Annotated in this window: 20 protein-coding genes; 12 read left to right on the forward strand and 8 right to left on the reverse strand. The window is 46.5% G+C overall.

Annotation, left to right across the window (positions count from 1 at the left end):
* The first annotated feature begins 47 nt into the window (after positions 1–47).
* Positions 48–509, forward strand: a complete 462-nt coding sequence (locus EZMO1_RS00970; RefSeq protein ID WP_034879150.1) for a nucleoside deaminase — start codon at positions 48–50, stop codon at positions 507–509.
* A 43-nt stretch (positions 510–552) separates the two neighbouring features.
* Here the strand turns inward: EZMO1_RS00970 and EZMO1_RS00975 are convergent, their stop codons facing one another.
* On the reverse strand, positions 553–1,308 hold the full coding sequence (locus EZMO1_RS00975; RefSeq protein ID WP_051790613.1) for an amino acid ABC transporter permease: 756 nt from the start codon (positions 1,306–1,308) through the stop codon (positions 553–555).
* 157 nt (positions 1,309–1,465) lie between these two features.
* On the opposite strand from EZMO1_RS00975, the gene EZMO1_RS00980 reads away from it, so the two are divergent.
* Entirely contained in the window at positions 1,466–2,260 is a 795-nt protein-coding gene (locus tag EZMO1_RS00980) for a transporter substrate-binding domain-containing protein (protein WP_086936369.1), read from the forward strand.
* Between the two features lie 274 nt (positions 2,261–2,534).
* Here the strand turns inward: EZMO1_RS00980 and EZMO1_RS00990 are convergent, their stop codons facing one another.
* The gene (locus tag EZMO1_RS00990; RefSeq protein WP_034879152.1) at positions 2,535–3,059 is read right to left on the reverse strand and encodes a transposase; all 525 of its coding nucleotides are present in this window, start codon (positions 3,057–3,059) and stop codon (positions 2,535–2,537) included.
* Between the two features lie 194 nt (positions 3,060–3,253).
* Between EZMO1_RS00990 and EZMO1_RS00995 the strand changes: the two genes are divergently transcribed.
* Positions 3,254–4,177, forward strand: coding sequence for an IS4 family transposase (locus EZMO1_RS00995; protein WP_236632086.1), 924 nt, complete (start codon positions 3,254–3,256; stop codon positions 4,175–4,177).
* Between the two features lie 79 nt (positions 4,178–4,256).
* Here the strand turns inward: EZMO1_RS00995 and EZMO1_RS01000 are convergent, their stop codons facing one another.
* On the reverse strand, positions 4,257–5,207 hold the full coding sequence (locus tag EZMO1_RS01000; RefSeq protein ID WP_051790616.1) for a LysR substrate-binding domain-containing protein: 951 nt from the start codon (positions 5,205–5,207) through the stop codon (positions 4,257–4,259).
* A 488-nt stretch (positions 5,208–5,695) separates the two neighbouring features.
* On the opposite strand from EZMO1_RS01000, the gene EZMO1_RS01005 reads away from it, so the two are divergent.
* Genes EZMO1_RS01005 through EZMO1_RS01020 form a run of 4 tightly spaced genes read left to right on the forward strand, consistent with a single transcriptional unit; the run spans position 5,696 to position 10,942 of the window.
* Positions 5,696–6,898: a tyrosine-type recombinase/integrase gene (locus EZMO1_RS01005; RefSeq protein WP_034879154.1), complete on the forward strand. Its 1,203-nt coding sequence runs from the start codon at positions 5,696–5,698 to the stop codon at positions 6,896–6,898.
* The gene (locus EZMO1_RS01010) at positions 6,895–8,637 is read left to right on the forward strand and encodes a hypothetical protein (RefSeq protein ID WP_034879156.1); all 1,743 of its coding nucleotides are present in this window, start codon (positions 6,895–6,897) and stop codon (positions 8,635–8,637) included. The genes EZMO1_RS01005 and EZMO1_RS01010 overlap by 4 nt, the downstream gene beginning before the upstream one ends.
* Before the next feature lie 2 nt (positions 8,638–8,639).
* Positions 8,640–10,544: a site-specific integrase gene (locus EZMO1_RS01015; RefSeq protein ID WP_034879157.1), complete on the forward strand. Its 1,905-nt coding sequence runs from the start codon at positions 8,640–8,642 to the stop codon at positions 10,542–10,544.
* The gene (locus EZMO1_RS01020; protein WP_461781995.1) at positions 10,541–10,942 is read left to right on the forward strand and encodes a hypothetical protein; all 402 of its coding nucleotides are present in this window, start codon (positions 10,541–10,543) and stop codon (positions 10,940–10,942) included. Before EZMO1_RS01015 ends, EZMO1_RS01020 begins: the two co-directional genes overlap by 4 nt.
* 252 nt (positions 10,943–11,194) lie before the next feature.
* Here the strand turns inward: EZMO1_RS01020 and EZMO1_RS01025 are convergent, their stop codons facing one another.
* Positions 11,195–13,879 carry an AAA family ATPase gene (locus EZMO1_RS01025; protein WP_201772235.1) on the reverse strand — a complete coding sequence of 895 codons (2,685 nt, stop codon included), beginning with the start codon at positions 13,877–13,879 and terminating at the stop codon, positions 11,195–11,197.
* Positions 13,880–14,292: 413 nt separating this feature from the next.
* Between EZMO1_RS01025 and deoC the strand changes: the two genes are divergently transcribed.
* Both deoC and deoA read left to right on the forward strand, forming a co-directional pair.
* Positions 14,293–15,072 (forward strand): deoxyribose-phosphate aldolase, encoded by a 780-nt coding sequence (gene deoC / locus EZMO1_RS01035; protein ID WP_034879160.1) that lies wholly within the window; start codon positions 14,293–14,295, stop codon positions 15,070–15,072.
* A 1-nt stretch (position 15,073) separates the two neighbouring features.
* Positions 15,074–16,393, forward strand: coding sequence for a thymidine phosphorylase (deoA, locus tag EZMO1_RS01040; RefSeq protein ID WP_034879161.1), 1,320 nt, complete (start codon positions 15,074–15,076; stop codon positions 16,391–16,393).
* Positions 16,394–16,445: 52 nt separating this feature from the next.
* Here the strand turns inward: deoA and EZMO1_RS01045 are convergent, their stop codons facing one another.
* The 4 genes from EZMO1_RS01045 to EZMO1_RS01060 all read right to left on the reverse strand — a co-directional run bounded on the left by EZMO1_RS01045 (position 16,446) and on the right by EZMO1_RS01060 (position 19,799).
* On the reverse strand, positions 16,446–16,817 hold the full coding sequence (locus EZMO1_RS01045) for a response regulator (protein WP_051790618.1): 372 nt from the start codon (positions 16,815–16,817) through the stop codon (positions 16,446–16,448).
* A gap of 3 nt (positions 16,818–16,820) precedes the next feature.
* Positions 16,821–18,608 (reverse strand): CHASE domain-containing protein, encoded by a 1,788-nt coding sequence (locus tag EZMO1_RS01050; protein ID WP_034879162.1) that lies wholly within the window; start codon positions 18,606–18,608, stop codon positions 16,821–16,823.
* 151 nt (positions 18,609–18,759) lie between these two features.
* Entirely contained in the window at positions 18,760–19,299 is a 540-nt protein-coding gene (locus EZMO1_RS01055) for an IS630 family transposase (RefSeq protein ID WP_051790620.1), read from the reverse strand.
* Positions 19,300–19,358: 59 nt separating this feature from the next.
* The gene (locus EZMO1_RS01060; RefSeq protein WP_051790621.1) at positions 19,359–19,799 is read right to left on the reverse strand and encodes a helix-turn-helix domain-containing protein; all 441 of its coding nucleotides are present in this window, start codon (positions 19,797–19,799) and stop codon (positions 19,359–19,361) included.
* Here EZMO1_RS01060 and galE point away from each other — a divergent pair.
* The 3 genes from galE (at position 19,769) to EZMO1_RS01075 (ending at position 23,469) form a co-directional block, all read left to right on the forward strand.
* Positions 19,769–20,656, forward strand: a complete 888-nt coding sequence (gene galE / locus EZMO1_RS01065) for a UDP-glucose 4-epimerase GalE (RefSeq protein ID WP_086936370.1) — start codon at positions 19,769–19,771, stop codon at positions 20,654–20,656. The two genes, EZMO1_RS01060 and galE, sit on opposite strands and share 31 nt — an antisense overlap.
* Positions 20,657–22,027: an IS1380 family transposase gene (locus EZMO1_RS01070; protein ID WP_061509244.1), complete on the forward strand. Its 1,371-nt coding sequence runs from the start codon at positions 20,657–20,659 to the stop codon at positions 22,025–22,027.
* An 80-nt stretch (positions 22,028–22,107) separates the two neighbouring features.
* Positions 22,108–23,469, forward strand: a complete 1,362-nt coding sequence (locus EZMO1_RS01075; RefSeq protein ID WP_034872820.1) for a transposase — start codon at positions 22,108–22,110, stop codon at positions 23,467–23,469.
* Positions 23,470–24,135: the final 666 nt, after the last annotated feature.

Below are 24,135 nucleotides of genomic sequence, written 5' to 3' on the forward strand. Positions count from 1 at the left end.
CTCAATCAGGATCGATTCACGTTTTGCAATTGACTGAGTAGAACCTTATGAGTGAGCACAGCCGCTATATTTCCCGAACTGTCGAGCTGGCAAACCGCGCAATGGAGTCAGGCAATCACCCTTTTGGAGCCTTGCTGGTGCATAATGGCAAGGTGTTGTTAGAGGCAGAAAATACCATCATTTCTGAAAATGATGCGACCCGGCATGCGGAGCTGAATCTGGTCAGCCATGCCAGCCATCAGTTGGCTCCGGACATTTTGCGCGAATGCACGCTTTATACCAGCACTGAGCCTTGCGCCATGTGTGCCGGAGCTATTTACTGGGCAGGTATTCGAAAAGTGGTTTATGGTGGCAGTGCTGAAGTGTTAAGTCAGATCGCCGGGCCGGGCATTGGTATTTCCGGGCAGGAAGTCTTTTCGACCTGCCATCAGTCTGTAGAGTTGATTGGTCCAGTGGCTGAAGAATTGTGCAGTGAAGTGCATTTACGTTACTGGCCCCACCCTTCCTAAAGCAGCGATGATCGAGGCAGATATTGTGTTCTGCCTGCCGTCTTCAGCTGGATTTCTGCATACGTCTTTCCAGCTTTCTGGCAAGAAACGAGAAAAGTAATACCAGCAGCAGATACTCCAGCACCAGAAACGAATAGATTTCCATGGCTCGATATTCCGAAACCTGAAGCTCATTGGCACGTCGGGTTAGCTCCTGAACACCGATGACTGATGCCAGAGAAGACATTTTCAGCATATAGACGAACTGGTTTGCCAAAGGTGGCAGCATGTTGCGAATAGCCTGAGGCAGAACGATCAGCTGCATTTTTCTGACATACGACAGCCCAAGACTATCAGCTGCTTCAAACTGCCCCGGGTTGACGGCCTGTATTCCGCCCCGGAAAATTTCGGCATGAAAGGCACTTTCACACAGAGCAAGGGCCACCACAGCTGCCGCAAAGGCAGGTAACTCAATGCCCGTTACAATGGGCAGCCCATAGTAGATCCACAGAATCATCACCAGAACCGGAATAGAACGCAGAGTTTCAACATAGAAGCGGTTAATTAACCGCAAACCTTTCAGAGTCGAAAGTCCCGGCAGTGCAATCAACAGCCCGACCAGCATGGCAAGCACAAACGCCATCAGGCTGATACCAAGGGTGAAAAGAAATCCATCCATCAGGAAGCCAAGATTGATCCTTCCCGTCTCCGTTTGCGGGGACAGGACATGCCAGCCCCACTCGTAATCACTGCTGCAACCGTTCAGCAGAATGGTCAGAAGAGTTATGCTTGCTTTGAACCGAAAGGCTACTGGCTTCAAAAGACTACTCCAGCCGTTTATTAGAGTTTTTATGGTGGTTAAGCATAACGGTTTTGTGTGTGAAAGCCGAACCTGACATACAGACGCAGACTTTATTGCTGTTTTACGTTAGGGTGTTCCCCTTGAAGCGAAATGAATAACAAGAGAAACGCTTTATATGTTCAAGGGAAAAAAGACATCTCGACTGGCAGCATTTTCTGCTTTTCTGGTTCTGACATCAGCACTGTGGACGGGGATGACCCATGCCAGCTCCAAGCTCCAGTCCATTCTCAAGAGTGGTGAGTTACGGGTGGGAACCACCGGTGACTGGGATCCGATGACGGTAAGAAATCCGGCAACAAACCAGTATCAGGGCTTTGATATTGATCTGGCCAGAGAGCTGGCAAAGGATATGGGCGTAGAGCTTAAGCTGGTTCCTGCTGACTGGAAAACGCTGGTTAATGGTCTTAAGGCCAATAAATACGATATGACCACCAGTGCTTCTAAAAATATGAAGCGTGCGACAGTCGCTGGCTTTTCAGACAGTTACTTTTCTGTGGGGACTGTGCCGGTTACGCAAAAAAAGTATTTGGATAAATACCGGCATTGGAGTGACATCAATCAATCCGGTGTCCGGGTAGCAGTGACTCTGGGTACGGTGTTTGAACAGGAAGCCAGAGAATACTTTCCCGATGCAACCATTCGCACCGTTGAAGCGCCTGCCAGAGACTTTCAGGAGTTACTGTCTGGTCGTTCCGAAGTGGCAGTGACTTCCAATCTGGAAGCCAGAAAGCTGGTGGCGAAATATCCTAACCTTGCCATTGTGCCGGTCAGCAAGCCCCGTAAGGCCAAACAACTCTCCATTATGTTGCCTCAGGATGATCAGGTCTGGATCAACTACATCAATCACTGGATTGAAATGAAAGAGACGCAGGGATTTTTTGATCAGCTGGAAGATAAGTGGATGCAGTAAAGACTTATGAAGGCTGGTGGCTCTGATGCGCTCAGCCTTCATTTATTGATGAGCGTGTCTGCTTCTTTGCTGGTGTTCAGATCAGGTGCGAAAAGATCCAGCAGTTTCTGGTTTGCGTTATAGTTTGTCATTAAGTTTTTTCTGAACAAACGCCATTCCCCACTCTGAATTATTCTTTTGAGAGAATTGCTTTTGGCATCGGGGCGAAATGTGTTGAAGAATTGCTCTATATTTTCAAGGCCTTGTCGTTTAGCAATATTACATAGGGACGACATTAAGCAGCACCGCCTGAGACCAACTCTAATACAGAACGCCCGGTTTGCCTATCTCTGGCCGGGTGTTCACGCTTTGCGCTCTTCTCCCAGAATGAAATCAGGTTTTTCAGGTCACGAGACAAGCACCGGCTTTTTTTCATTAGCGATTTCATGACATTTCCAAAAAGATGAGTGCCACATTTCGCCACTTTATGGGTCGATATTTCAGCATCCATATCGGCTTCCGTTGCATGAGCCAAATATCGCTTCAGTGTTGCTAAAATAAACGACAGTAATACCAGACTGATAACCAGAGTGGCAAATTTAGTATTGAACCGGTGCCAGCCTGCGTATGATTTAACTTCCTTGAATATCAGTTCAATCTGCCATCTCAGGCGATAGCCCAAGAAGACTTGCTCCAAACTGAAATTATCTCTGCTTAAATTGGTGACAATAAATACCCAACACTCTCTCTGGCCATTCCAGCGCACAACAAGGCGAAAGGTTCGCTGACTTAGCTGAGGCCACTCCACATCAAGATCCATGCACTTGTCTTTGGGAAAGGAAGATAATACCTCATTGAGCTTTTTCCCTTCGTAACGGTGATACTGCTTGCTGTCCTCTCTTTCACACCAGCTATTCCCGCTGAATATACGTCTTAAGACGTATATTCAGCGGGAATAGCTGGTCAGCAGCAGAACCTCAATCCAGTTATCGCAGGTTGAAGCGCTTTCTTACCTTGCATACATTCTGTTATCAGTCGATTGCGAAGCTGCTACTTCATTGGTTACCAATGCAAACTTACACGCTCTGCCTGGACAGAACCAACTGGCAGCACGGCCAGAAAGACATCAACTTTCTGGTGCTTTCCATCGCATGGGAGGGCTGCTCAATCCCTATATTCTGGGAGCTTCTGCCAAAGAAAAGCAACAGCAATAGCCAAGAGCGAATAGATCTTATGATACGTTGCCTGGAGGTTATTCCAGCCGACAAGATTGAATGCCTTCTGGCAGATCGTGAGTTCATTGGCATTAAGTGGTTCCAATGGCTGATGGACAACAATATTCGCTTTCGTCTTCGCATTAAGGGAAATACGCCTGTTATTGGCAATAGCGGGAAGCAGATCAAAGCCTGGCAATTATTCAGCCACCTTCGTATAGGGTGCCAGGAAACCTGGATGACTCGGCGAACAGTTGCAGGGTTAAGCTTGCACATTGGCGCTCATCGATCACTTAAGGGACTGCTTATTGTGGTCAGCCCCAATCAACCAGACAACATGGTCAAAGACTATTATCGCCGCTGGAGTATTGAAGTGCTTTTCGCCAATCTCAAATCTCATGGATTTGATCTGGAAAGTACACACATTACAGACCCGGAGAAACTGAAAAAACTCATGGCAGTGATGGCGATAGCGGTGTTGTGGTGCCTTCGGGTTGGTCACTGGAAACACGGCCCTTACAACCAACTTCCACTGCTCAGTCATTGGAGACCGGAAAAGTGCCTTTTCAGATATGGTTTGGATCTTTTACGTCGTTCTCTCAAAAATGATTTTACCCGGCAGGAAAGATTGTTTTTTGAGTTGCTTCAGGTTTTGTCCCCTACCTACATAGGCGAACACTATAAAGTTGTATCGCCCCCATCGTTCCGACCTGAATGCCTCTAACGTAGTGATTACCGTTACTTTTTGAGGTAGCAACACAGACAGTGGCTGAAACAGGATCTTCAGCCACTGCCTGAACCCTTCAGGGTACGTGATAACCTGTAGGTTTATTGTTGTCATGCTGCAGCCAGATTTTGTTCAGCCACTCTTCTTCGCCCAGCCATTCCAGCACCCAGCGCAAGCCGTTGCCCATGTTTTCCTTGTTCCAGGCCATATAACAGCTGTCGTTCATGGGAATATCCACTACATCACAGCTCACCAGTTGTCCGGCGTCGATATGAGGTTTGGCAAAGTGCGATGGCAGAATGGTTGAACCCAGTCCCTTAATCAGACACTCAATCGCCATGCGGAAGCTCGGAACCGTCAATACCTGCTGGTCATCCAGCAAAAGGTTATAGCCGTGTTGGAACACCCGGGAAGTATCCTGAATGGAAATGGTGGTGTGTTCGCGGATAATGTCCTGGGTCAGAGATTCGTCAATCTTCGCCAGAGGATGATCGGGGGAAACAACAAAGTCCCAGCTCAGGTCGCCCATGGGTTTCCATTGAAAACGGTCATTGGCAAGAATGTTGTCCGGTATGTTTTTAGGTGCGCCCAGTACCAGTTGGCAGCGGTTATGGAACAGGGCATCCCAGGAACCATTGTGTACTTCAGTGTTAATAATCAGGTTGGTTTCCGGGCGTACTTCCTGAAAATCTCTGACCAGATCATAAACCATGCCCTGATTGACCACGTTGTCCAGAGCTATACGTAGCTCCTGTTCCCAGCCGGTTGCCATTTGACGGGTGCTCTGCTCCAGCTCTTCCAGCTCCAGCAGCAGGCGGTCCGTGTGTTTGATAAAGTGTTCACCGGCTGGCGTCAGTTCTACCCGCTTGCTGTCTCGCAGAAACAGCTGAACGTCGAGACGCTCTTCCAGTTTACGAACCGTATAACTGATGGCAGAAGGCACCTTATGCAGATGTTTGGCTGCTGCGGTGAAGTTTCTGAAATGGGCGACAGCCCTGACGATCTCAAGGGAGTCCGTTGGTATCATAAGGAGTTACTGCTTTTTTAAAGGGTAGAATGGCGGCAAGGATATAACTAATTCCATCATTCTGTGAACTATTTGAACAGAGAATCCCTGAACATAAAGCATTCTGATTCAAAAATAGAGAATACGCATACAGAATAAGTTAATGTACGTATAGGTTTGATTTCCATAATATACGTCCCTCGCTTCGATGCGCAGCGCAACATGCCTGGTTGCCTGACGCAGTTGCTATGCAGTCTGAACGACATTGTTGCCTGTTCCCGTCGTTCAAAATCCGCAGGCAGAAGCGAATGAGGCTGCACTCAAAAGCAGGCTCAGGTGGATGATCAGCAAAATAACCTCTGTAACTTTGGTGCAGGGGTTTTTTTGCAGTCACCTAACCCCTCCTATAGTATTTTTAGATTAACACTCATCTTCACTCCCCCTTGACGAAATTAGATTAACATCCGTACTATTACTTAGATAATAAGAATCAAGGATGCAACTTCGTCATGGAGCATTTCTACCACCTCGTAGAGTCAAGCCCATCGATCAGAATTGGTGACGTGGTAACTGACGACGATGGCTCTTTCCGCATTGAAAAACCGCTGACATTCAAAGGTGTGATGATGCTGCTTACCAGCAAAGGTAAGCCTGTGTTTGAGCCGAATGCGTTTATCCTGAATCGCCGTATCGTTGAGGGCACCAAGGATATTAAGCCGACATGCTTTCACCTGTTGAGGTACTACCGGTTTCTGGATGCCAACCATCTCAAATGGGACGATCACGAGGAGCAACTTCAACGCTATCCAATATTTCTTTACCGCGTCTATCTGGACAGTGAGATTGAAAGGGGCAAGCTGAGTCGCACTACTGCTGTGGCAGCCCTGTCTATCGCAAGACGGTTTTACATGTTCTGTTACCGGCATGGCTACATTTCAAAGCTACCTTTTAAAGTGACGGGTGTTACCAAATACGGTCAAACGCTGACGGACTGCTCAATCAGGAGTCAAACAAGGGATACCAACCTGCAACCCTTAAACGACATCGATCTTCAGCATGTCAGAGACAACTGGTGCAGTAATGGATTGTCTATGGAGTTTCGCCTGATGGTCAGTGTCATGCTTTGCGTGGGCCTGAGAGCGGTAGAAGTTGCAGATATCAAGCCCGAGCATTTTGCAATCCCAAAAGGATTTAACGGGAAGACAGTGACAGGTGTTTGGATTGGCTCTGACCACAACTGTAAAACCAAGTACGGCACTAACCGGCAGGTCTCCATGCCCGTTTGGTTGATGCAGTCGATTAATCGATACCATCAGAGTCAGCGGTACAAGAAACGGCAGCGGTTGTATTTCATGAATACGGGCGACATGGCAACCCCTGCTTTCATCAATAAGGACGGCGACAGGTTTTCAACTCAAAGCCTCAATACGCTCTGGGGGAAATTAAGAACGGCCATCCAGAAGAACAGTAATCCCCATTTCAAACATAAACAGCATGACTGCCGGGCCACCTTTGGAGCCTATAAACTTGATTCGCTAGCCCAGATACCAGAGCTGTCCATGCTGCAAGCCCTGGAAACTCTAAAAAAAGAAATGGGCCATAAGGATCTGGATACCACCATGCTGTACCTGAAGCACTACGAGGGCAATCCGGAGAAGAATCAAGTTCCAGAAATAACCATGAATCTGCTGGAAGGGGAAGCGTTATCATGACGGATTTTCTGGACACACAACAGAAGGAAAATACACGCACCTACCGCTCCACCCCGACAACTGAAATGGTCACGGATAATACTTTGACCACCATTACTAAATGGAAATATGTTTGGAAAAACAGTAGTGGAGGCAATCAGACCTGTGATTTTTCCGATCTTAAGGTGTATGCCGCAGGTGACAATATTCGCTTGTTGATCTCCAAATTCCAGCAGTCGGGCTGGCGAGACGCAACAAAGGCTGGTCATTTTAAAAGAATCCGGGCAGTGCTGAAACACGCGTTTAATACACAAAGCGGTCAGCAAAAAGCCAAAGTACAGTTCTCGCCGCAAACCTGCACTCAGTTTATTCATGCTAACTATTTGTCCATGGCAAGCACAGGAAAAGGACTGAGCGGCAAACCTGTGAAGGCCACATATCTTGGTTGGATGGGCTCAAATCTGAATGCTCTTTGCAAAAAGTTTGGCTTCGGACAAATCCCCAAAGCAGCCAGAAACCTCGATACCCGGTCAGCCTCACTGGACTCTGATAATTACACAGTCAAAGAGCTACGCACCATTGCCTTTGCGTTACTGGCAGACCGAAAAATATTGTTGGCTCGTTACCAGGATGACAGGCTAAGTGAGGCTCAAAGACGATTAGCCTTTGACAAGCTGACGTACAATGCGGTGTTTCTTACCATCTACTATCTTGGCACCGGTCAGACTGAAACATTAAGCATGTTTTTGGAAGATGAGTGGGTTTGCCAACAGTCCGGAACGGGACGTATCAGCATTGAGGGATTTAAGACACGCGGGAACCAGGTTGAGCTTCGTACGTTCACACCGCGAGCAACCTGTAAGGGGTTCTTTGCATCTCATCTTGCGCTCTCAAAGGCACACTCCGCCAGTTTGGGTCTGGATAGGCATTACCTGTTTCGAAGAGCAGGCGGCAAAGCGCCTTCTGCACAAAACCTTGCTATTTACACTCAGAGCTACCTGGTTAAACACTCAACGCGCCTTCAGTCGTTAATCAGCAGCAACCCAGATTTTCGGCTGAACTGTGAACGGCTGAAATCCTCCATTAAACAGTATGCCGAACAGAAAATGGGCAGAGCGAAGGCGGCAGATAATACGCGCAATGCGCCTTCAACCTATGATAATTCCAAATACGGCAAGGTCTCCAAAGGTGAAGCCCGAAACCAGTTGGTGGTTGGTTTAACGGCCTTGCATCACCTGGGGGAAAGCCCTGATGGTGGCGCTATTGTTGCGGTGGCAAAGGCGAAAGAAGCCGCAGGCGATGTGATCTCACGTGAGGAGTGGGAAGTCCTCAGAATCAACGATAAAAAGCATCAGGTGGTAGAGATTCAGAACGGAGGATTCTGCAAAGGCGCTGACACGCCGGAAAAGAGGAAGTTCCAGAAATACGTTGATCAGGCAGGCACTCTCAGTGATAGAGATAAGTCCGAGCTAGGGTGTGGTTTTGTCGTAAAATGTTTTGGCTGCTCCAACTTCGGTGTGGTGGATGATCCGAACGACATATGGCGTTTACTGTCGTTTGAAAAGCGTCTGAATGAGGCTATGGATGCCCATCAGAATGTCGAGCATTTCATGGCCAATTTCGGTGAGGTGAAAGCCAAACTGAATGCCCTTAAGGGGCGATTCAAGAAAACGCATTTGAAGGCGGCTATGAAGCAACTGGCGCGTGAATGCCACCCATTATGGGATGAAGAATCAGTCATGGATATATTCAGGGGGTAGCGATGTTCAGTGTCAGCATGGATGTCAGAAAATTTGAAAGGTACGCCTTGCCACAAGCCTCCGACCAGTTTGTTATGCCGGATAACAGAACAGTGGTCAGTGTCGATAAAGACGGAAATCCCGTGTCCCACTTTGGTGATGATATCTGGGATTTCAATGCGTTTTTTAACCGCACCAACGAGATTGAGTCGATCTACCAAATTAACTTCCTCCCAGAGAAGCACAACCCAGAATTGCTTCTGGAGTTAAAGCAGCGCATGTATTTTCTGATTTGGGGCGCGAAAGGCAACTTGTTGCACATGGAAGGCGAGACGTTGCGTAAATTTAGTAACTGCCGCGAAATACAGAAAGATTCCAACGCGGCGTTAAGAGTATTCAAAGGCGTCTCTATTAGCTCCTTTTCGTTGCTCAGCAATGAGCTGGTATTCAGTCAAATCCTTCATGCAGGAAAGATGCTTAGTCAAAAGTCAGTCAAAAACCGTATCCAGTGTCTGAGCGTGCTAACTCAGGTCAACTCGCATTTCCCAGAACACTTGCGTTTCACGCTAGGGCTGCCTGAGGGCAAGACTTTTGAGCAAATCGCCAAGCAATACTCTACTGCCGGAGAAGGGCATTACCCGACAGTGATCCCAGTGATTTATGAGCAGATGATGGGGCGATTAATGCAGGAGGTGAACAATGCCCATGAAAAGCTGTCCCACCTGCGTGATGTCAAAGCCTACGCAGCGCAATACAACCTGACAGATCGACTGGCTGTTAATGAATTCAAAGCCATTGAGGGGGCGTGCTTTATGTCACTCTCTGCCTTTACCGGGATGCGTCTCAGTGAGCTGTCTCAGATAAACGTCGCCTCCTACAAGGAGGTTGACCTTGATGGTTTAACGCTTTGCACACTGCGTTCATGGACGCGTAAGTTAGAGAAACTGCCCAGAGAAGATGCCTGGGCCTGCGCGCCTATCTGCAAAAAAGCATTAGAAGTGCTTGCAGTCCTCAATGATGACTACCGCTCAGTTAAAGGCGATATCTACTTTTCTCCGCGCTTTAAATTTGATGGAAACGGTGGCGGTGGCGACAATTTTTTGCGTCAGCTGGAAGATGTCATTTTAAATACAGCCAACCTTAGACGGTTGTTTACGGATTATTCCAAGCACCTTGATATCACTTATGAACCCAGCGAGATGGATGAGGTGTATCGTTTGCTCAATCCGGTTGTTCCCGCTAGATACAACCCGATGAAAACGCGGGAGAACGGTACGTTTTACTGGCATTTTTCCTCGCACTCGCTGAGACGCACCTTTGCACACTTTGTTGTTGGAAATGGTCTGGTGACACTGGCCGCACTAAAACATCAATTTAAACACATCAGTCTCTCCATGACGGCGATCTACGCCAGTCACTCAGAGGTGCTTACCCTGATGGGGATAGAGAACCCCGGGAGCGTTAAAAAAGCCGTTGAAGACGCTGAGATGGAAAGCCATAGGCTGTATTTGAAAGACATGCTCGACAATCCTCATGAACAATCAGGCGGCTATATAAAGTCGTTTGAGGGTGATCCAAGAGTGATGACGGAAGAGCAATTTGAAGCGTTGGCGAAAAGCACCAAAGGAGCCAACAAATCGACCGGCTATGGTCGATGCTTTGCAGGTGAAAAGTGCAAGATGATGCATTTGTTTGAACCATCGAATTGTGTGGGGCGGGATTGCGAGAACCTGAATATCAATCAAGCCGAAGCGATGCGCTGGCAGCAGCGACACAAGCGAATTGGAGAGAGGTTGCAGCAGATGAAAGAGATGGGGTTTTACAACCGCAATACGCTGGCTCGCGAACTATCGGACATACGCGCAGCAGAAAAAGTCATGACTGACCACAACATCACCTTCGAGCGATTTGAATTAGGAGCACTGTGATGCCCAGCGTAAGGACCAAACTGGAAAACGCCCTTCAGGCATTGAAGCAAGAGAACAAGAAAATTAACCCGTCAGCAGTGGAAAAACGGGCGGGTGTCGCCAATGGGTCGCTAAAAAATCATCCAATGCTGAAAGAGATGATTCTGGCAGAGAAAGCCAGGCAGCAGCAACTTAATCCTGATGTTTCACCAGTCACGAAAGATCAACGCAAGCAGGTCTCAAAAGAAAAATACAATGTCCTGGAGGCGAGAAACGGCAAGCTGAAAGCTGAGAACAGCCAGTTTCAAGCCGAGATGAGAGAAATGGCTGACTCGATTGCGCAACTGACGTGGGAGCTGCATCGTTATAAAACAGCTACAAGGAAAGATTCACCTAACGTACACAAAATTAAGGTTTAATCGCCATTTGAAATTCAATGGAGCCGAAGCATATGGCAGTGAGCTTGAGTGATAGATCTATGCGGCTGAAAATTATGGGAAACAAGGCATAGAATAGTGTGTTATATCCGCTGTCTTTTATTCAGATTTTACAAATTCATGAATAGGTGGGGATACAAAGCCAATACAACAGTTCGTTAGTACAACAGTCTATCCCCTAGAGTTTACTCTGAGGGATAGATGCTGGACTAGTTGCGTTTAGTTTAGGGAATATCAAGTCAAAGCATCGTCTAACTGAGATAGTGATTCAACAATTATTGACACCGTCGAACGGTCAAATTCAGCTCTATCACTCTCTTCATGTGTGCCTTTATTCAGATAGCGCCACTCTCGTGAGTTTCCATTTATGCCGGCTAATGCTCTCATAGGCTGAAGGACTAAATCTTTCTGATCGTTTGAAAATGCAGGTTTTTTTAACTTTGTTACTAATTGATCAGTAAGTTGTCTCAGTTCTATCGGAGATTTAGCTGAGCGCATTTTAATGGCTAAATTTCCATCTCCATATTTATTTACATAACTCCATACTTTTCCTTTAGTCAAAGTTTCAAGTGCTTGACGCGATTTAGACAGTGCTTCGCGAATCTCAAGATTTTCTAGGTGACTTTGAGCAGCTAGGATGTAGTTTCTTGGTTGACAGTTAAAGTCAACTCGAATATGCCTTTCATCTAGTTGAGGAAGAAATGTTAAACATTGTGATTTTTTTGTTTTTTCAACTCCTAATAGGTTTTGAATATCTTTAAAAAATTCTTCACCATGGCAGGTAAGAATAATTTGCTTACTTGCAAAAAAATCATCCTCAAAAAGAGTCTTACGAATTGATTCTCGATGATCATCATCAATAGCATTAACAGGGTCGTCAAAAATCAAGAATGGACTGTGTTCCTTAATGTTTTTGGCCAATAGAATAGCCAGACCAATACAGCGAATATGGCCTTCACTAAGAATATGGAGGGCATTGTAATATTTTTCAGGTGCATTTTTAAAAGATATTTCTATTTGTTGACCTGACGTTAAAGGTAGTTTAATGCCAGCTAATAAATCACGGGGCGCATCATTCCGGTTGAATGAATTATAAAGGTTTATAACAATATCACCTAGATCAGCGACTAAGCGGCTAGGAAGCTCCTCTTTGTACTCATTAAGAGCATGCACAAGATATCGATAGCTATTCGAAACTTGGTTATTAATTTCAACCTGAGCAGCTTCAGCTTCAACTTCTTCAATTAGCTTTTTGTTTTCTTGTTCAAAATCATTTATTGATTTTTCAGATTTTTTAATTGTTATTTCGTAAAGTTCACGGCTAGTTTTTAATTTGTTAGCTTCCTTTTCTAACTCCCGAAGTTCTGTCAATTTTTTCTGTTTTTGCTCTCTTTCTTGAATTCCTATCTTGGTTTGTATATCACGTTCTTCGAGAGCTTGCACCTGTATATACAAGTGTTGAATTCCTAAAAGCTCGCCATTTTTCTTGGCTTGGAGTTGATCCCACCAAACAGAGTCAAGACTTGATTTAGAGCTGACTTTATATTGAGATAAAGGATTCTCTCCAGAGTAATTCTGATACTCAGTAGTAGCAATTTCTAAGATATCATAAACAGCTATAATTGCATCAGATAGCTTTGTAGCTAGTTCATCTCGCTCGAGTTCTAATTTTGAAAGGTGAGCAAGTTTAGCAAGTTCGTTTTCTGCAAGCTCAAATGGATTACAAGTCACTTGAGCAAATGGCGTTTTACATGCAGGACAGTAATCGCTTATATCTCCCTGCAATGAGCTTATAGCACTATATAACTGTTTAAATGATAGCTCTGAACTAACTTTAATAAGTTCTTTGTTTTTTATATTAATGCTCCTGATAGTAAGTCCAACAGTATTTATAGAATTAGTCAATTTTTTCTCAGTTAAATTGGTAATTCTGGGTAGCGGCTTTTGCAAGTCATCTTCTAAATTTTTTATCAAGCCAGGCTTAGATGATGTTCCCAATGAAACAATCATATTGGAAAAGCTTGTGCCTTGCCCGAACTGGTTAGCAAGTTCTGTTTCTGATTCTACTAAACAATCAAGTTGTTGATGAGCTTCCTGTATTGTTTTGTAGTGGACATCAAGAGCCTTTCGCTTATCTTGAAGCTCAAGACTCTTTTTTCCTGTCAAATCAATATGGCGCTCACTAATTTCTGAACTAAAGCCCTTTACAAACCCATTAAAACTGTCAAGCCCAAATAGTGTTGAGATCAAAGCTGTTTGCTTAGATGGTGCATGAGCAGCAATACGAGAAAAATTATCAATTCTATTTTTTTCAACAAAAGAGAATCTAAACAATTCCTCATTTGAAGACAGAAGCTTAGCTTCTCCATTTTCACATGAAGCTGTGATTAATGGAGGTTCAAAACGCCCTATAAATGCATTTTTCAAATAATTTTCTTGATTGGTGAAGCGTTTACTCTCAGCCTCTTCGACCGACCCAAGAAGGCCATATTCAAGGGCTTCACAGAAGCTACTTTTCCCAGTGCCATTTGGCCCATATATCAGCACTAACAAGCTATCTAGATCGAAATTTTCTGTTTTCGAAAAACCCCGAAAGGGGCCAACCGACATGTTTTTTAACCGTACTATTTTATTTGGAGTCTCGTTATTTTCGTTAACTGTAATTGATATTTTATCGGGGGTTGTTTGCCAGAGGGTTTGGGCTAGCGCAATAATCTTTTGGATTCTTCTACCTTGGGCTGTTCCCAGAGGTAGAATTTCTTGAAGATGCTCAAGAATAATATTGGCTATTTTTTGAACGCCAGCGGGGGCATCCTTATCCTTTATAACCTGCATAAACCGCAGATATTCATTCCTAATCATATTTTCCCTTGCTAACGCTAACAACCCGTACAAAGCAGGTTTATGTACTAGATGCATACACAATACTTGTAACTATAAGGGGGTTAAATAAGGGGAATTCGCTTTCGTGCATCAAGGTTACGTACCAATGAAAGCTAAGGCGATGGCTTCCGAGAGGTGGCTGTGCAGCTGTTGCGGAAATTAGATAATGCACACCGCTTTACTGTCTAACTTTCCTTGCTACCGATCACCCGATAGCTCCTCTAAAAATGGCTAAAAGTTAGACAGAATCCTTAAATGTTAGATAAAATCCTTGCAGGCCGGATTACACAAGGGTTCTCTAATGATTTATCTATCAAATTAGTTAGATGTACTATCTTGTATGCTAAATTCGGATCAGCAGATGATCTGAAGGACAGCCCTTCCTTCTCTTCTTTCCTCATTGTTGTCGTGGCCCTCGCCACATACCTGCATCCCATAGGACAAGACACATGACCGATCTCACCGCTACCAGCCGTCAAGCACTGCAGCTGATGGATCTGACCTCCCTGAACGACAATGACACACCGGAAGTCATTATTGACTTGTGCCGCAAAGCGAAAACGGCTGCTGGCAACACCGCCGCCGTCTGTGTTTATCCACGCTTTGTGCCGGTTGCCAAAAAGACCCTGAAAGCACTGGGCCTGAACGATGTGACTGTCGCAACGGTCACCAACTTTCCGGAAGGCGGCAATGATATTGATATTGCCGTGACTGAAACCCGCGCTGCCATTGCCTACGGTGCCGATGAAGTGGATGTTGTATTCCCTTATAAAGCTTTCATGGGTGGCGATGAAACCGTTGGTCGTGAGCTGGTGGCTCAGTGCAAGCAAGTGTGCAGTGACAATAACGTCATGCTGAAAGTCATCATTGAAACCGGCGAACTGAAAGACCCGGCACTGATTCGTCGTGCCAGTGACATCAGCATTGAAGCCGGTGCCGACTTTATCAAAACCTCAACCGGTAAAGTGGCTGTGAATGCGACGCCTGAATCGGCCCGCATTATGTTGGAAGCCATTCGTGACAGCGGTAAACAGATTGTTGGTTTCAAACCTGCCGGTGGCATTCGCACCGCTGAAGATGCTGCTGAACATCTTGCCATTGCGGCAGATGTTATGGGGGCCGACTGGATCAATCGTGATCACTATCGATTCGGTGCCAGCAGTTTGCTCGGAAGCCTGCTGACGGCTCTGGGCCTGCAGGACGCTCGGGAAGACACAGGAGCTTACTAAGATGTTTCTGCCGCAGGAAGTGATTCGTCGCAAGCGTGAAGGTGACATTCTCACCGCCGACGAGATCAGGCATTTTGTAAATGGTGTTACCGACAACAGTGTTTCTGAAGGTCAGGTGGCTGCGCTGGCAATGGCGGTTTACTTTCAGGGCATGAACATTGACGAGCGTGTGGCACTGACTTGTGCCATGCGTGACTCCGGCGAAGTGCTGGATTGGGCATCGGCCAACCTGAATGGCCCGGTTCTGGATAAACACTCTACCGGTGGTGTGGGTGATGTTGTCAGCCTGATGTTGGGCCCCATGATTGCCGCCTGTGGCGGTTATGTGCCCATGATTTCCGGGCGAGGCCTCGGGCATACGGGCGGAACACTGGACAAGCTCGACAGCATTCCCGGTTATAACACTCATGCATCCGAAGAGCTGTTGTGCAAAGTAGTCAAAGAGGCTGGTGTGGCTATTGTGGGTCAAACCAGCGAACTGGCACCCGCCGACAAGCGTATTTATGGCATCCGTGATGTGACAGCGACGGTTGATTCTGTTGCCATGATTACGTCGTCTATCTTGGCTAAAAAACTGGCTGAAGGACTGGACGCTTTGGTGATGGATGTTAAGGTCGGCAGTGGCGCGTTTATGCCAACGTTAGAAAAATCGATTGAACTGGCTGAAAGCATTGTTCAGGTGGCCAATGGTGCCGGAGTAAAAACAACGGCGCTGTTAACCGATATGAACCAGTGTCTGGCCTCCAGTGCCGGTAATGCCGTTGAAGTACGTGAAGCGGTGCAGTTTCTGACGGGTGACTTCCGCAACAAACGGTTGCTGGAAGTCACCATGGCACAATCGGCAGAGTTGTTAGTGTCGGGTGGTCTGGCGTCTGACGCTGCACAGGCTCGGGACAAACTACAAACCGTGCTGGATAACGGTAAGGCGGCAGAAGTCTTTGGTCGTATGGTGGCCGGACTGGGTGGGCCGGCTGACTTTGTTGAACATTACGACCAGTACCTGCCGAAGCCAGCCATCAGCAAACCGGTTTATGCTCAGGCTTCCGGTTTTGTCACCGCCATGGATACCCGCAATGTGGGTATGGCTGTGGTTAAACTCGGTGGCGGTCGATCTCATCCGGCAGACAATCTGGATTACAGTGTCGGTATTACCGACATTTGTCGTTTGGGAGATCAGCTGGATGGTTCAAAACCATTAGCCATGCTGCATGCCCGTGACGAATCATCCTGGCAGGCGGCGGCTGATATGTTGCAAAGAGCTGTCACACTGGGCGAGCAGAAGCCGGAATCCAGCCCCTGTATTTACAGACAGATCGGTTAAGTCTTTAAGGTCGTCCGGAAAGGTGCGTAAAGCCCGACAGGGAATGTCGGCTTTATTCGCTGATAGAGGTGTTCACAGCATCCAGCAATTCTTCCGCCAGAAACGGTTTGCTCAGAATGGTAGTGAACAGCTTGGGTGGGCAAAATGCCTTTATACGATCCGCATCGCCAATGCGCCCGCCTCCGGTCATGCCCAGAACCGGCAAGTCCGGATTATCGAGACGAATAGCGTTGGCAAACTGGTTGCCATCGACCTCGGACATTATGATATCGGTAATGGCCAGGTCAAACGGTTCCCTGATGTGCGGCAGGGCGTAAACGGCATCGCTGTATTCTGTGACTTCAAAACCTTCCAATTCCAGAATTTCCCTGACGGTCTCGCGAAATGGCTGGTCATCATCAACCAGTAAAATCCTTTTTGTCATGGTTTAGCTCCTTGTCAGTGGAAAAGTGACGGTAAAGCAGGTGCCCTGACCGGCAGAGGTCGTGAAAGTGATTTCGCCTTCGTTGTCCTGAACCATGCTGTAACACATGGACAGACCCAAACCTGTACCTTTGCCCACAGGTTTGGAGGTAAAAAACGGTTCGAAGATTTTGCTTTGATACTGTTCTGGAATCCCTGAACCCGTGTCTTCGATTTCCAGTATGCCATTCCCGTCTTTTTTATAGCTGCGTATCGTAATCCGCTTTTCGTCCGACTCTTTCAATGCATCCCGGGCATTGGTCAGAAGGTTAGCGACGACCTGCCCAAGCTGTACTGGCGAGGCATAGATATAGATATCCGGAGACAACTCTTTTGCGAGTTGAATTCCGTTCATGGTCAGGTCTTCTTTAATCAATACTTCCGCTTTGCGAATAACCTGATTGAGCTCGATACTGGTTTTGTCTTCGGGTTTGGCATCGCGGCTGATGATACGCAGAGAGTCCATGATTTCCTTGGCACGCATTGCCTGATTCCGTATATCTTCAGCAAACTTCAGACTTTTGTCGTAATCTCTTTGATTCAACGCTTTTGGCAACATCTGACACTTAAGAAGAATGGTGCCCAGAGGCTGACTGAGTTCGTGACCAATGCCAGCCGACATCTCTCCCAGTGATGCCATCTTGTTCATCTCAATCAGCTTATTCTGAAAGTCTGTGCGGGCTGCTTGAGCTTCTATCAGATCCCGGGTCTGCTCACTGACCTTCTGGTTAATAATATGGTTCCGTTTAATCAGCATTCCGGCGCAAATGGTGATCATGGTGCTGAACAGAACGCCAAACAGGAAAACGACATAAGGAAGGGGGGAGATATTGTCGGCAATATAATGCCTGGTCGGGTGTGATGTCACGCTCCAGAGCCGGCCTAGCAAAGGGGGGAGGTCTTTTGCGTAATAAAGAGGCTGTTCGTGGTGTTCATTATGTTCATGCTCGATTTCTGAGAAATTTTCTCCCAGTTTTTCTGCGTTGCCGTCGGTATTGTCCACCATGATCATGTGAATATCGGAAGCCTGCCCTGTCACCTTGGATGCTTTGAACAGGTCGCTGGCTCTGTATATACCTAATACAAAGCCAGTAAGGTTTTTCCTGCGCTCGGCAATGGTTTCGCTGGTGCCACGGAAAACCGGGGCTACTGCCAGAAAGGCCTTCTGTTTTCCTTTTTCCTGAACCAGGGTAATGCTGGCTGATACTTGTGGTTGTCCGGTGTCTCTGGCTGTTTTCAGAGTTTTCCAGCGAGTTGTATCAGAGGAGAGGTCAAAGCCCAGTGCAATTTCATGACCTTTATAAGGCTCCACAAAATACACGGGAAAGTATTCTTCTTTTGTGGAAGCGGGCACCATGATTCCCTGATCTTGACGCTGTGTTATTTCAAAATCAGGATAATGCTCTTTGATGATCTCGAGCTGTTCAGCCTTATTGTCCGATGTAATTCTGGGAATCCATTCCAGAGCGTCTATGTGAGGAAGGTGTTTCATGATTTCTCTGGCAAGCGCCCTGAATTCATCATGATCGGGGACACTGCTTTTTTCGAAAAAAATACCCAAATCGCGCAAGGCTTTAAAATTAAGGGTCAGATCCCAGTGTAATGATGTTGCTCTCAGGTCAACTTCCCGTTGAAACGAGATAATCAGGCTTTTCTTCTCCATCTCATACAGCCAGAAAGCGGTAAAAGCAGATACGGCTATACCGGCAATCAGTAACAGAGGGGCAATGACATGTTCAATTTTCTTTTGCATGCGGTTGTCCTTAACCGTGATGCCTGAATAAAGCTCATTAATAAGTAATCGTATACATCCCTGAATTGTTAAGAATAAAAAAGGCTACCTCTACAGGTAGCCTTCCAATACGCTGACTGATTCACAGATTTATTGATGTGTGCCAAAGCCATCAGACAAGAGTCTCCAAACATGCATAAGCTGTATGTTCTGACCTGAAAAATCCCTGTATTTTTCGTGGGAGACGTTGCAGGGATTTCAAGCATGTCCGCACTGCTCGAAGAAACTGGCCCTTGGTTCTCAGCGTCATTCTGCCAAGATGGCCTGATTTGAGATAACCCCAGACCGATTCATCCGGGTTCAGCTCAGGTGAGTAAGCTGGCAGAATATGAACTCCAAGCAGCCTTGGCTCCTGCTCTATATATTTTTGCACCTTTTTTGCCTTATGGGCCGGGTGGCCATCAGTAACAACAATGATGGGGCGGTCATGAGAAGTAACCAGCTGCTTTAAAAAGCAAATAAACACATCAGTGTTAAAGCGTCCGGGGATCGTCATATACCGCATAGTTCCTTCAGCGCTAACCGCTGAAATCATGTTAATACTGAAGCGTGCTCCTGTTGCTTCAACAATTGGAGTGCAGCCTTTTTTAGCCCAGGTTGTACCACTGTGATAGTCAGAACGGACACTTGATTCATCAGCAAAATAAATCAAGGCATTGCTTTCTTCAGCTTGTTGCCGGATATCCGGGTAACGATCTGTTAACCATTCATCTACTTTTTTTGATCCTGTTGCCAGGCTTTGCGAACAGGACGCTGAGGCGACAATCCCCAGCGGCGCAACATCTTCCCAACAGCGGCAGGGTGCATGGATACATTGAACTCAGTCTTAATGACTGAAGCGACAATATCTCTTGTCCACATGGTTTTGTAGAACCCAAAATCAGTTGGATTTTTTAGTGAAATAATCTGAGTGAGCTGCTCTTGTTGATCAATATTCAGCTTGGGTGGGCGACCATGAATTGGACGAGTCTTTAAAGCGTCAAAACCGCCTTCCTTATAGCGATTCACCCAGAGATACACGCAAGACAGATGTGTTGCGTGAAGTTCAGATAGCTCAGGAACGGAAATGCCGTCAAGCCATTGTTGAACGGCTTGCATGCGGATGGATTCACGAACTTGATGTGGGATTTTACGACCGTCGATTTTGCTCATATACGCCTCAAAAACAGAGGCGCAATTTATACCGGAAACTTACTCGGAAAGTTTTAGCTCACGTCAATAACTTGAGTAATGCCTCGCAAGAGTCCCTTCGAAGAGTTGAGCAAATCACTGGAAAAAAGGTGAATTTCATTAAAGGAGATATTAAGAATCAAGATCTGTTGGATAACATTTTTGCGACTTACCCAATAGAAACTGTGATTCATTTTGCAGGCTTAAAAGCAGTGGGGGAGTCCGTTTCAAAACCACTGGAGTATTACGATAATAATGTCCATGGCAGCAGTACCCTGTTTAAAGCCATGGAACAAGCCGGTGTCAGGAAAATTGTTTTCAGTTCATCCGCCACAGTGTACGGGCAGCAACCACAAGAAAGCATGCCGATTAAAGAAACAGCAAGTCGCTCTCACACCAATCCTTACGGCCATACCAAACTATTGATTGAAGATATGCTCCACTACCAGCATCAGGCCGCGGTTCGATCAAACTCTTCTTGGAAAGTGGCTCTACTACGATACTTTAACCCGATTGGTGCTCATCCTTCTGGTGAAATCGGAGAAGATCCAAAGGGCATACCTAATAACCTGATGCCTTATATTACACAGGTTTCTGCTGGCAAACGCCCTTACCTCAGAGTGTACAAAGGCTATAACACTTCGGATCGCACAGGAATAAGAGACTATATCCATGTAGTGGACCTTGCCAAAGGTCATCTAAAAGCCATTGAAAAGCTTCAGGAGGTGTCCGGTGTTCACGCATGGAACCTTGGAGTTGGCGAGGGTTATAGTGTTTACCAGATGCTAGCCCGAATATTTCATAAAAGGAGGCAAGTTCCGCCCAATCACTTGATATAATTGGGTCGACCAAAAGAAAGCTTCGGAAGAAGCAAACCGGAACTTGCCATGCCCAAATCTACACAAGAACAGCTTCGTTTTCATCCCTCAAATGGAAAAACCATCCGGGCAGACTTCAATGGTGGGGAGTTATCTTCTGACTTTGGCACTCTGCTGCTACGGGAAACCATTCTGCAGAGCGGTCTTATCTGCAAAATGACTGATGCCATCAATGACAGACGCCATCAATCCTATATCGACCACTCCCTGAAAGAACTTCTGGTTCAGCGGGTTCTGCAAATGGCCTGCGGCTATGAAGATGCCAACGACAGTAACCGTTTGCGTAAAGACCCTATGTTCAAACTGGCCACTGGTCGCAATCCGTTGGACAGCGATAACCATCTCGCATCAGCGCCCACTTTTACCCGGCTGGGACAATCTATGACCCGCTCCGACATTTACAGGATGGCTGAAGCATTTGTGCATCACTTTATCAGCAGTTACAAGCTGCCACCTCCGGTGATCGTTATCGATCTTGATCATACACCGGCCATTACTCATGGTGGCCAGCAGATGAACCTGTTTAATGCCAAATATCAGGACTACTGCTACTTGCCCCTGATGATTTTTGAGGGACTCAGCGGCAAGCTGATTACGGCGATTCTTCGTCCGGGGAAAACCCCAACGGGCAAGGAAAATGCAGCCATTCTCGAACGGGTCATTCGGCTGCTTCGGAAAAAGTGGCCGAAAACCCATCTACTGGTTCGGGGAGACAGCCACTTCGCTCAACCGGAGTTAATGTGGGTGGTTCAGAATGCCCCTCATTCGGATTATGTCCTGGGCAAAGGTGCAGGCCACAAAACGGCTTTGCGGCCAAAAGCCAAAGAGTTGTTGGATGAAGCGCGTCAAGCTCTGAAGGTCAAGACTGAGCTGGCAAGACTGAACAACATGCCAGAACCTGATCGGCTCAGACTTTACGGGGAAGCAGAATACCAGGCCAAGAGCTGGAAAGGTCTCGATACCCGGATAATTTACAAGGCGGAGGTCAACCAAAAAGGCGACAACCCTCGTTTCATTGTGACGTCGATGAAGGAAGCTTCTCCAGAGGTAATTTATGAAGAGCTTTACTGTCCAAGAGGACAGGATGAGAACTTCATCAAACATCTGAAAAGTGATCTGTCCGGCGACAGATTGTCCGATCAGGGCTTTTTGGCTAACCATTTGAGAATGTTTTATGCCTGTGCCGCTTATGTTTTGCACTATGAGTTAAGAACCAAGACTTTGAAAGGTACGGAGCTGGAAAAAGCGCAGCCATCAACGGTGATCATGAAGCTCTGTAAAGTTGCAGCAATTCCCGACCTTTATCAAAAGCCCCCAGCTATCAGGCTTTAGAGCGTGATAAAAAAATCTGCAACCGCACAATTGAACGACTATTTTTGACCTTATGCTGCATGATCTGACCGGTTGCAACCATGGCCAAGCCCATTCAAAAAAATTGCACGCACCTGACTGCCAGCCACCTTATTAAAGAGGTTACTGACTGTCTGGTTGACATTCCCGATCACCGACCTAATCACTGCAAGAATGGCATTCCCTTTGGCAACTTTGCCAAGTCCGCTTTTGCCATGATGCAAATGAAAATGCCGTCCATGCTCCGCTTTGATAGCCAAAGGGAAGACCCTGTCCAGGCTCACAATCTGGAAACCCTGTTTGATGTCGTCAATGGCAGAGTTCCCAGTGACACCCGGATGCGAGAAGTACTTGACCAGCTTTCTCCACACTGGTTTCAGAAGCCTTACAAAAAAATCTTCTCACGCTTTCAGCGTTCGGGGCACCTGCAGAAGTTTGAGTTTCACATCGGCCACCTTAAAAACCATTATTTGCTGGCCATTGATGGTACACAAACCTTCTTCTCCGGAAAGCTACACTGCGACGACTGCTGCGTAAAAAATCAGGGCAAAGCCAATGAGGCTTATTATCACCAGCTGATGGGCGGTTGCATTGTCCACCCCGACCAGAAAGTCGTTATACCATTGGCTCCCGAAGCTATTGTACGACAGGATGGTTGTACCAAGAACGACTGTGAAAAGAGTGCCCTTAAGCGCTTTCTTGCCAACGTAAAAAAAGACCACCCCTACCTGAAACTGATTATCGTACTGGATGGCTTGTATGCTGACGGACCAACTATCCGCCTGATCAAGAGTTACGGCTGGCATTACATTATCATTGCGAAAGACGGCAATCACGGCTCGCTGATTGAAGCTGTAGATGAACTGGATAAGCAAGGAAAAGTGGCACGTTGCCTCAAAACTGACCCGGTGACTGGCATCAAGTACTGGTATCGTTTTACTAACGATGTGCCCCTCAACAAGTCTAACCCCGTTGAGCATGTCAACGTGCTGGATTTTGTTGAGACGGACAAAAAAGGTGATCGTCACACCTGGAGTTGGATCACTGACATACCTCTGACAGAAAAGACCATTGAAGCCCTGATGAAAGGAGGACGATGCCGATGGCACATTGAAAACCAAACGTTCAATACCCTGAAGAAACAAGACTACCACCTTGAGCACAACTACGGGCACGGTGAACAGCACCTTGCCACCAATCTGGCTTACCTGACGGTACTGGCCTTTCTGGTTGACCAGCTGCAACAACTGGGCAGCCCGGAGTTTCAAAAAGCCCTGAAAGAACGAACGCGAGGTGTACGAATACATCTGTGGGAGTTGATGAAAGGTTATTTCCAGACCTGGCTGATCAAAACCTGGGAAGGGTTGTTTGATGCCATCATTAGCCGTACCGTCGCGGGAATAGTGCCTTACGACAGTTCATAAAGAATGTGGGGCAGTCTGGTTTCAGGGTTCAAAATTTTTGTTCGTTCAAGATTCGCTGGAAGTGAAGGACACTCCCTGAACGTATTAAATGTTCCTTGCCTACACCAACTTAAACGTCTTAAGACGTATATTCAGCGGGAATAGCTGGTAAAGTTGCAGTCAAAGTGGTTGAATATAAAGACCGAATTAAACTTCATCTGCCGCGTAGCTGCCCATTCAAGAGGCTTTTGCAGCATGTGACAGAAGTCTTTTACCAGATGCCGATACTTCGACCGGGGTAGCAACTTTCATAAGACTCAATCAAGGTACATAGCAACCAGATGAAAGAGCCTTTGGGCTTTCCGTTATCCTGAAATAGCAGGATTCGTTGATTAGCGTCTAATCTGTAAGCAAGTATGGGCTGCAATGTCTTTCACATGGTTAACAGAGCAACAGGCTTGCGGAAAAGTCCAAAATTAAGAGGATGGGATGGTAGTTGCTGCTTGTTTATGAAATATCCGGGCTAGACGCTTTCCAGAAATACAATCGAGTTAATATACACGCGAAGGCCGACTTTTTCTGATTTACAACAAAGTCGGCCACCCGTTGATTTCCAAGGTCTAGAGGAAAATATATTGCACATAAGTACATTAAAAATACAGCAAAATCGACGCATTTGGACGACAC

Origin of the sequence: Endozoicomonas montiporae CL-33 (assembly GCF_001583435.1) — a bacterium.
Classification (GTDB): domain Bacteria; phylum Pseudomonadota; class Gammaproteobacteria; order Pseudomonadales; family Endozoicomonadaceae; genus Endozoicomonas_A; species Endozoicomonas_A montiporae.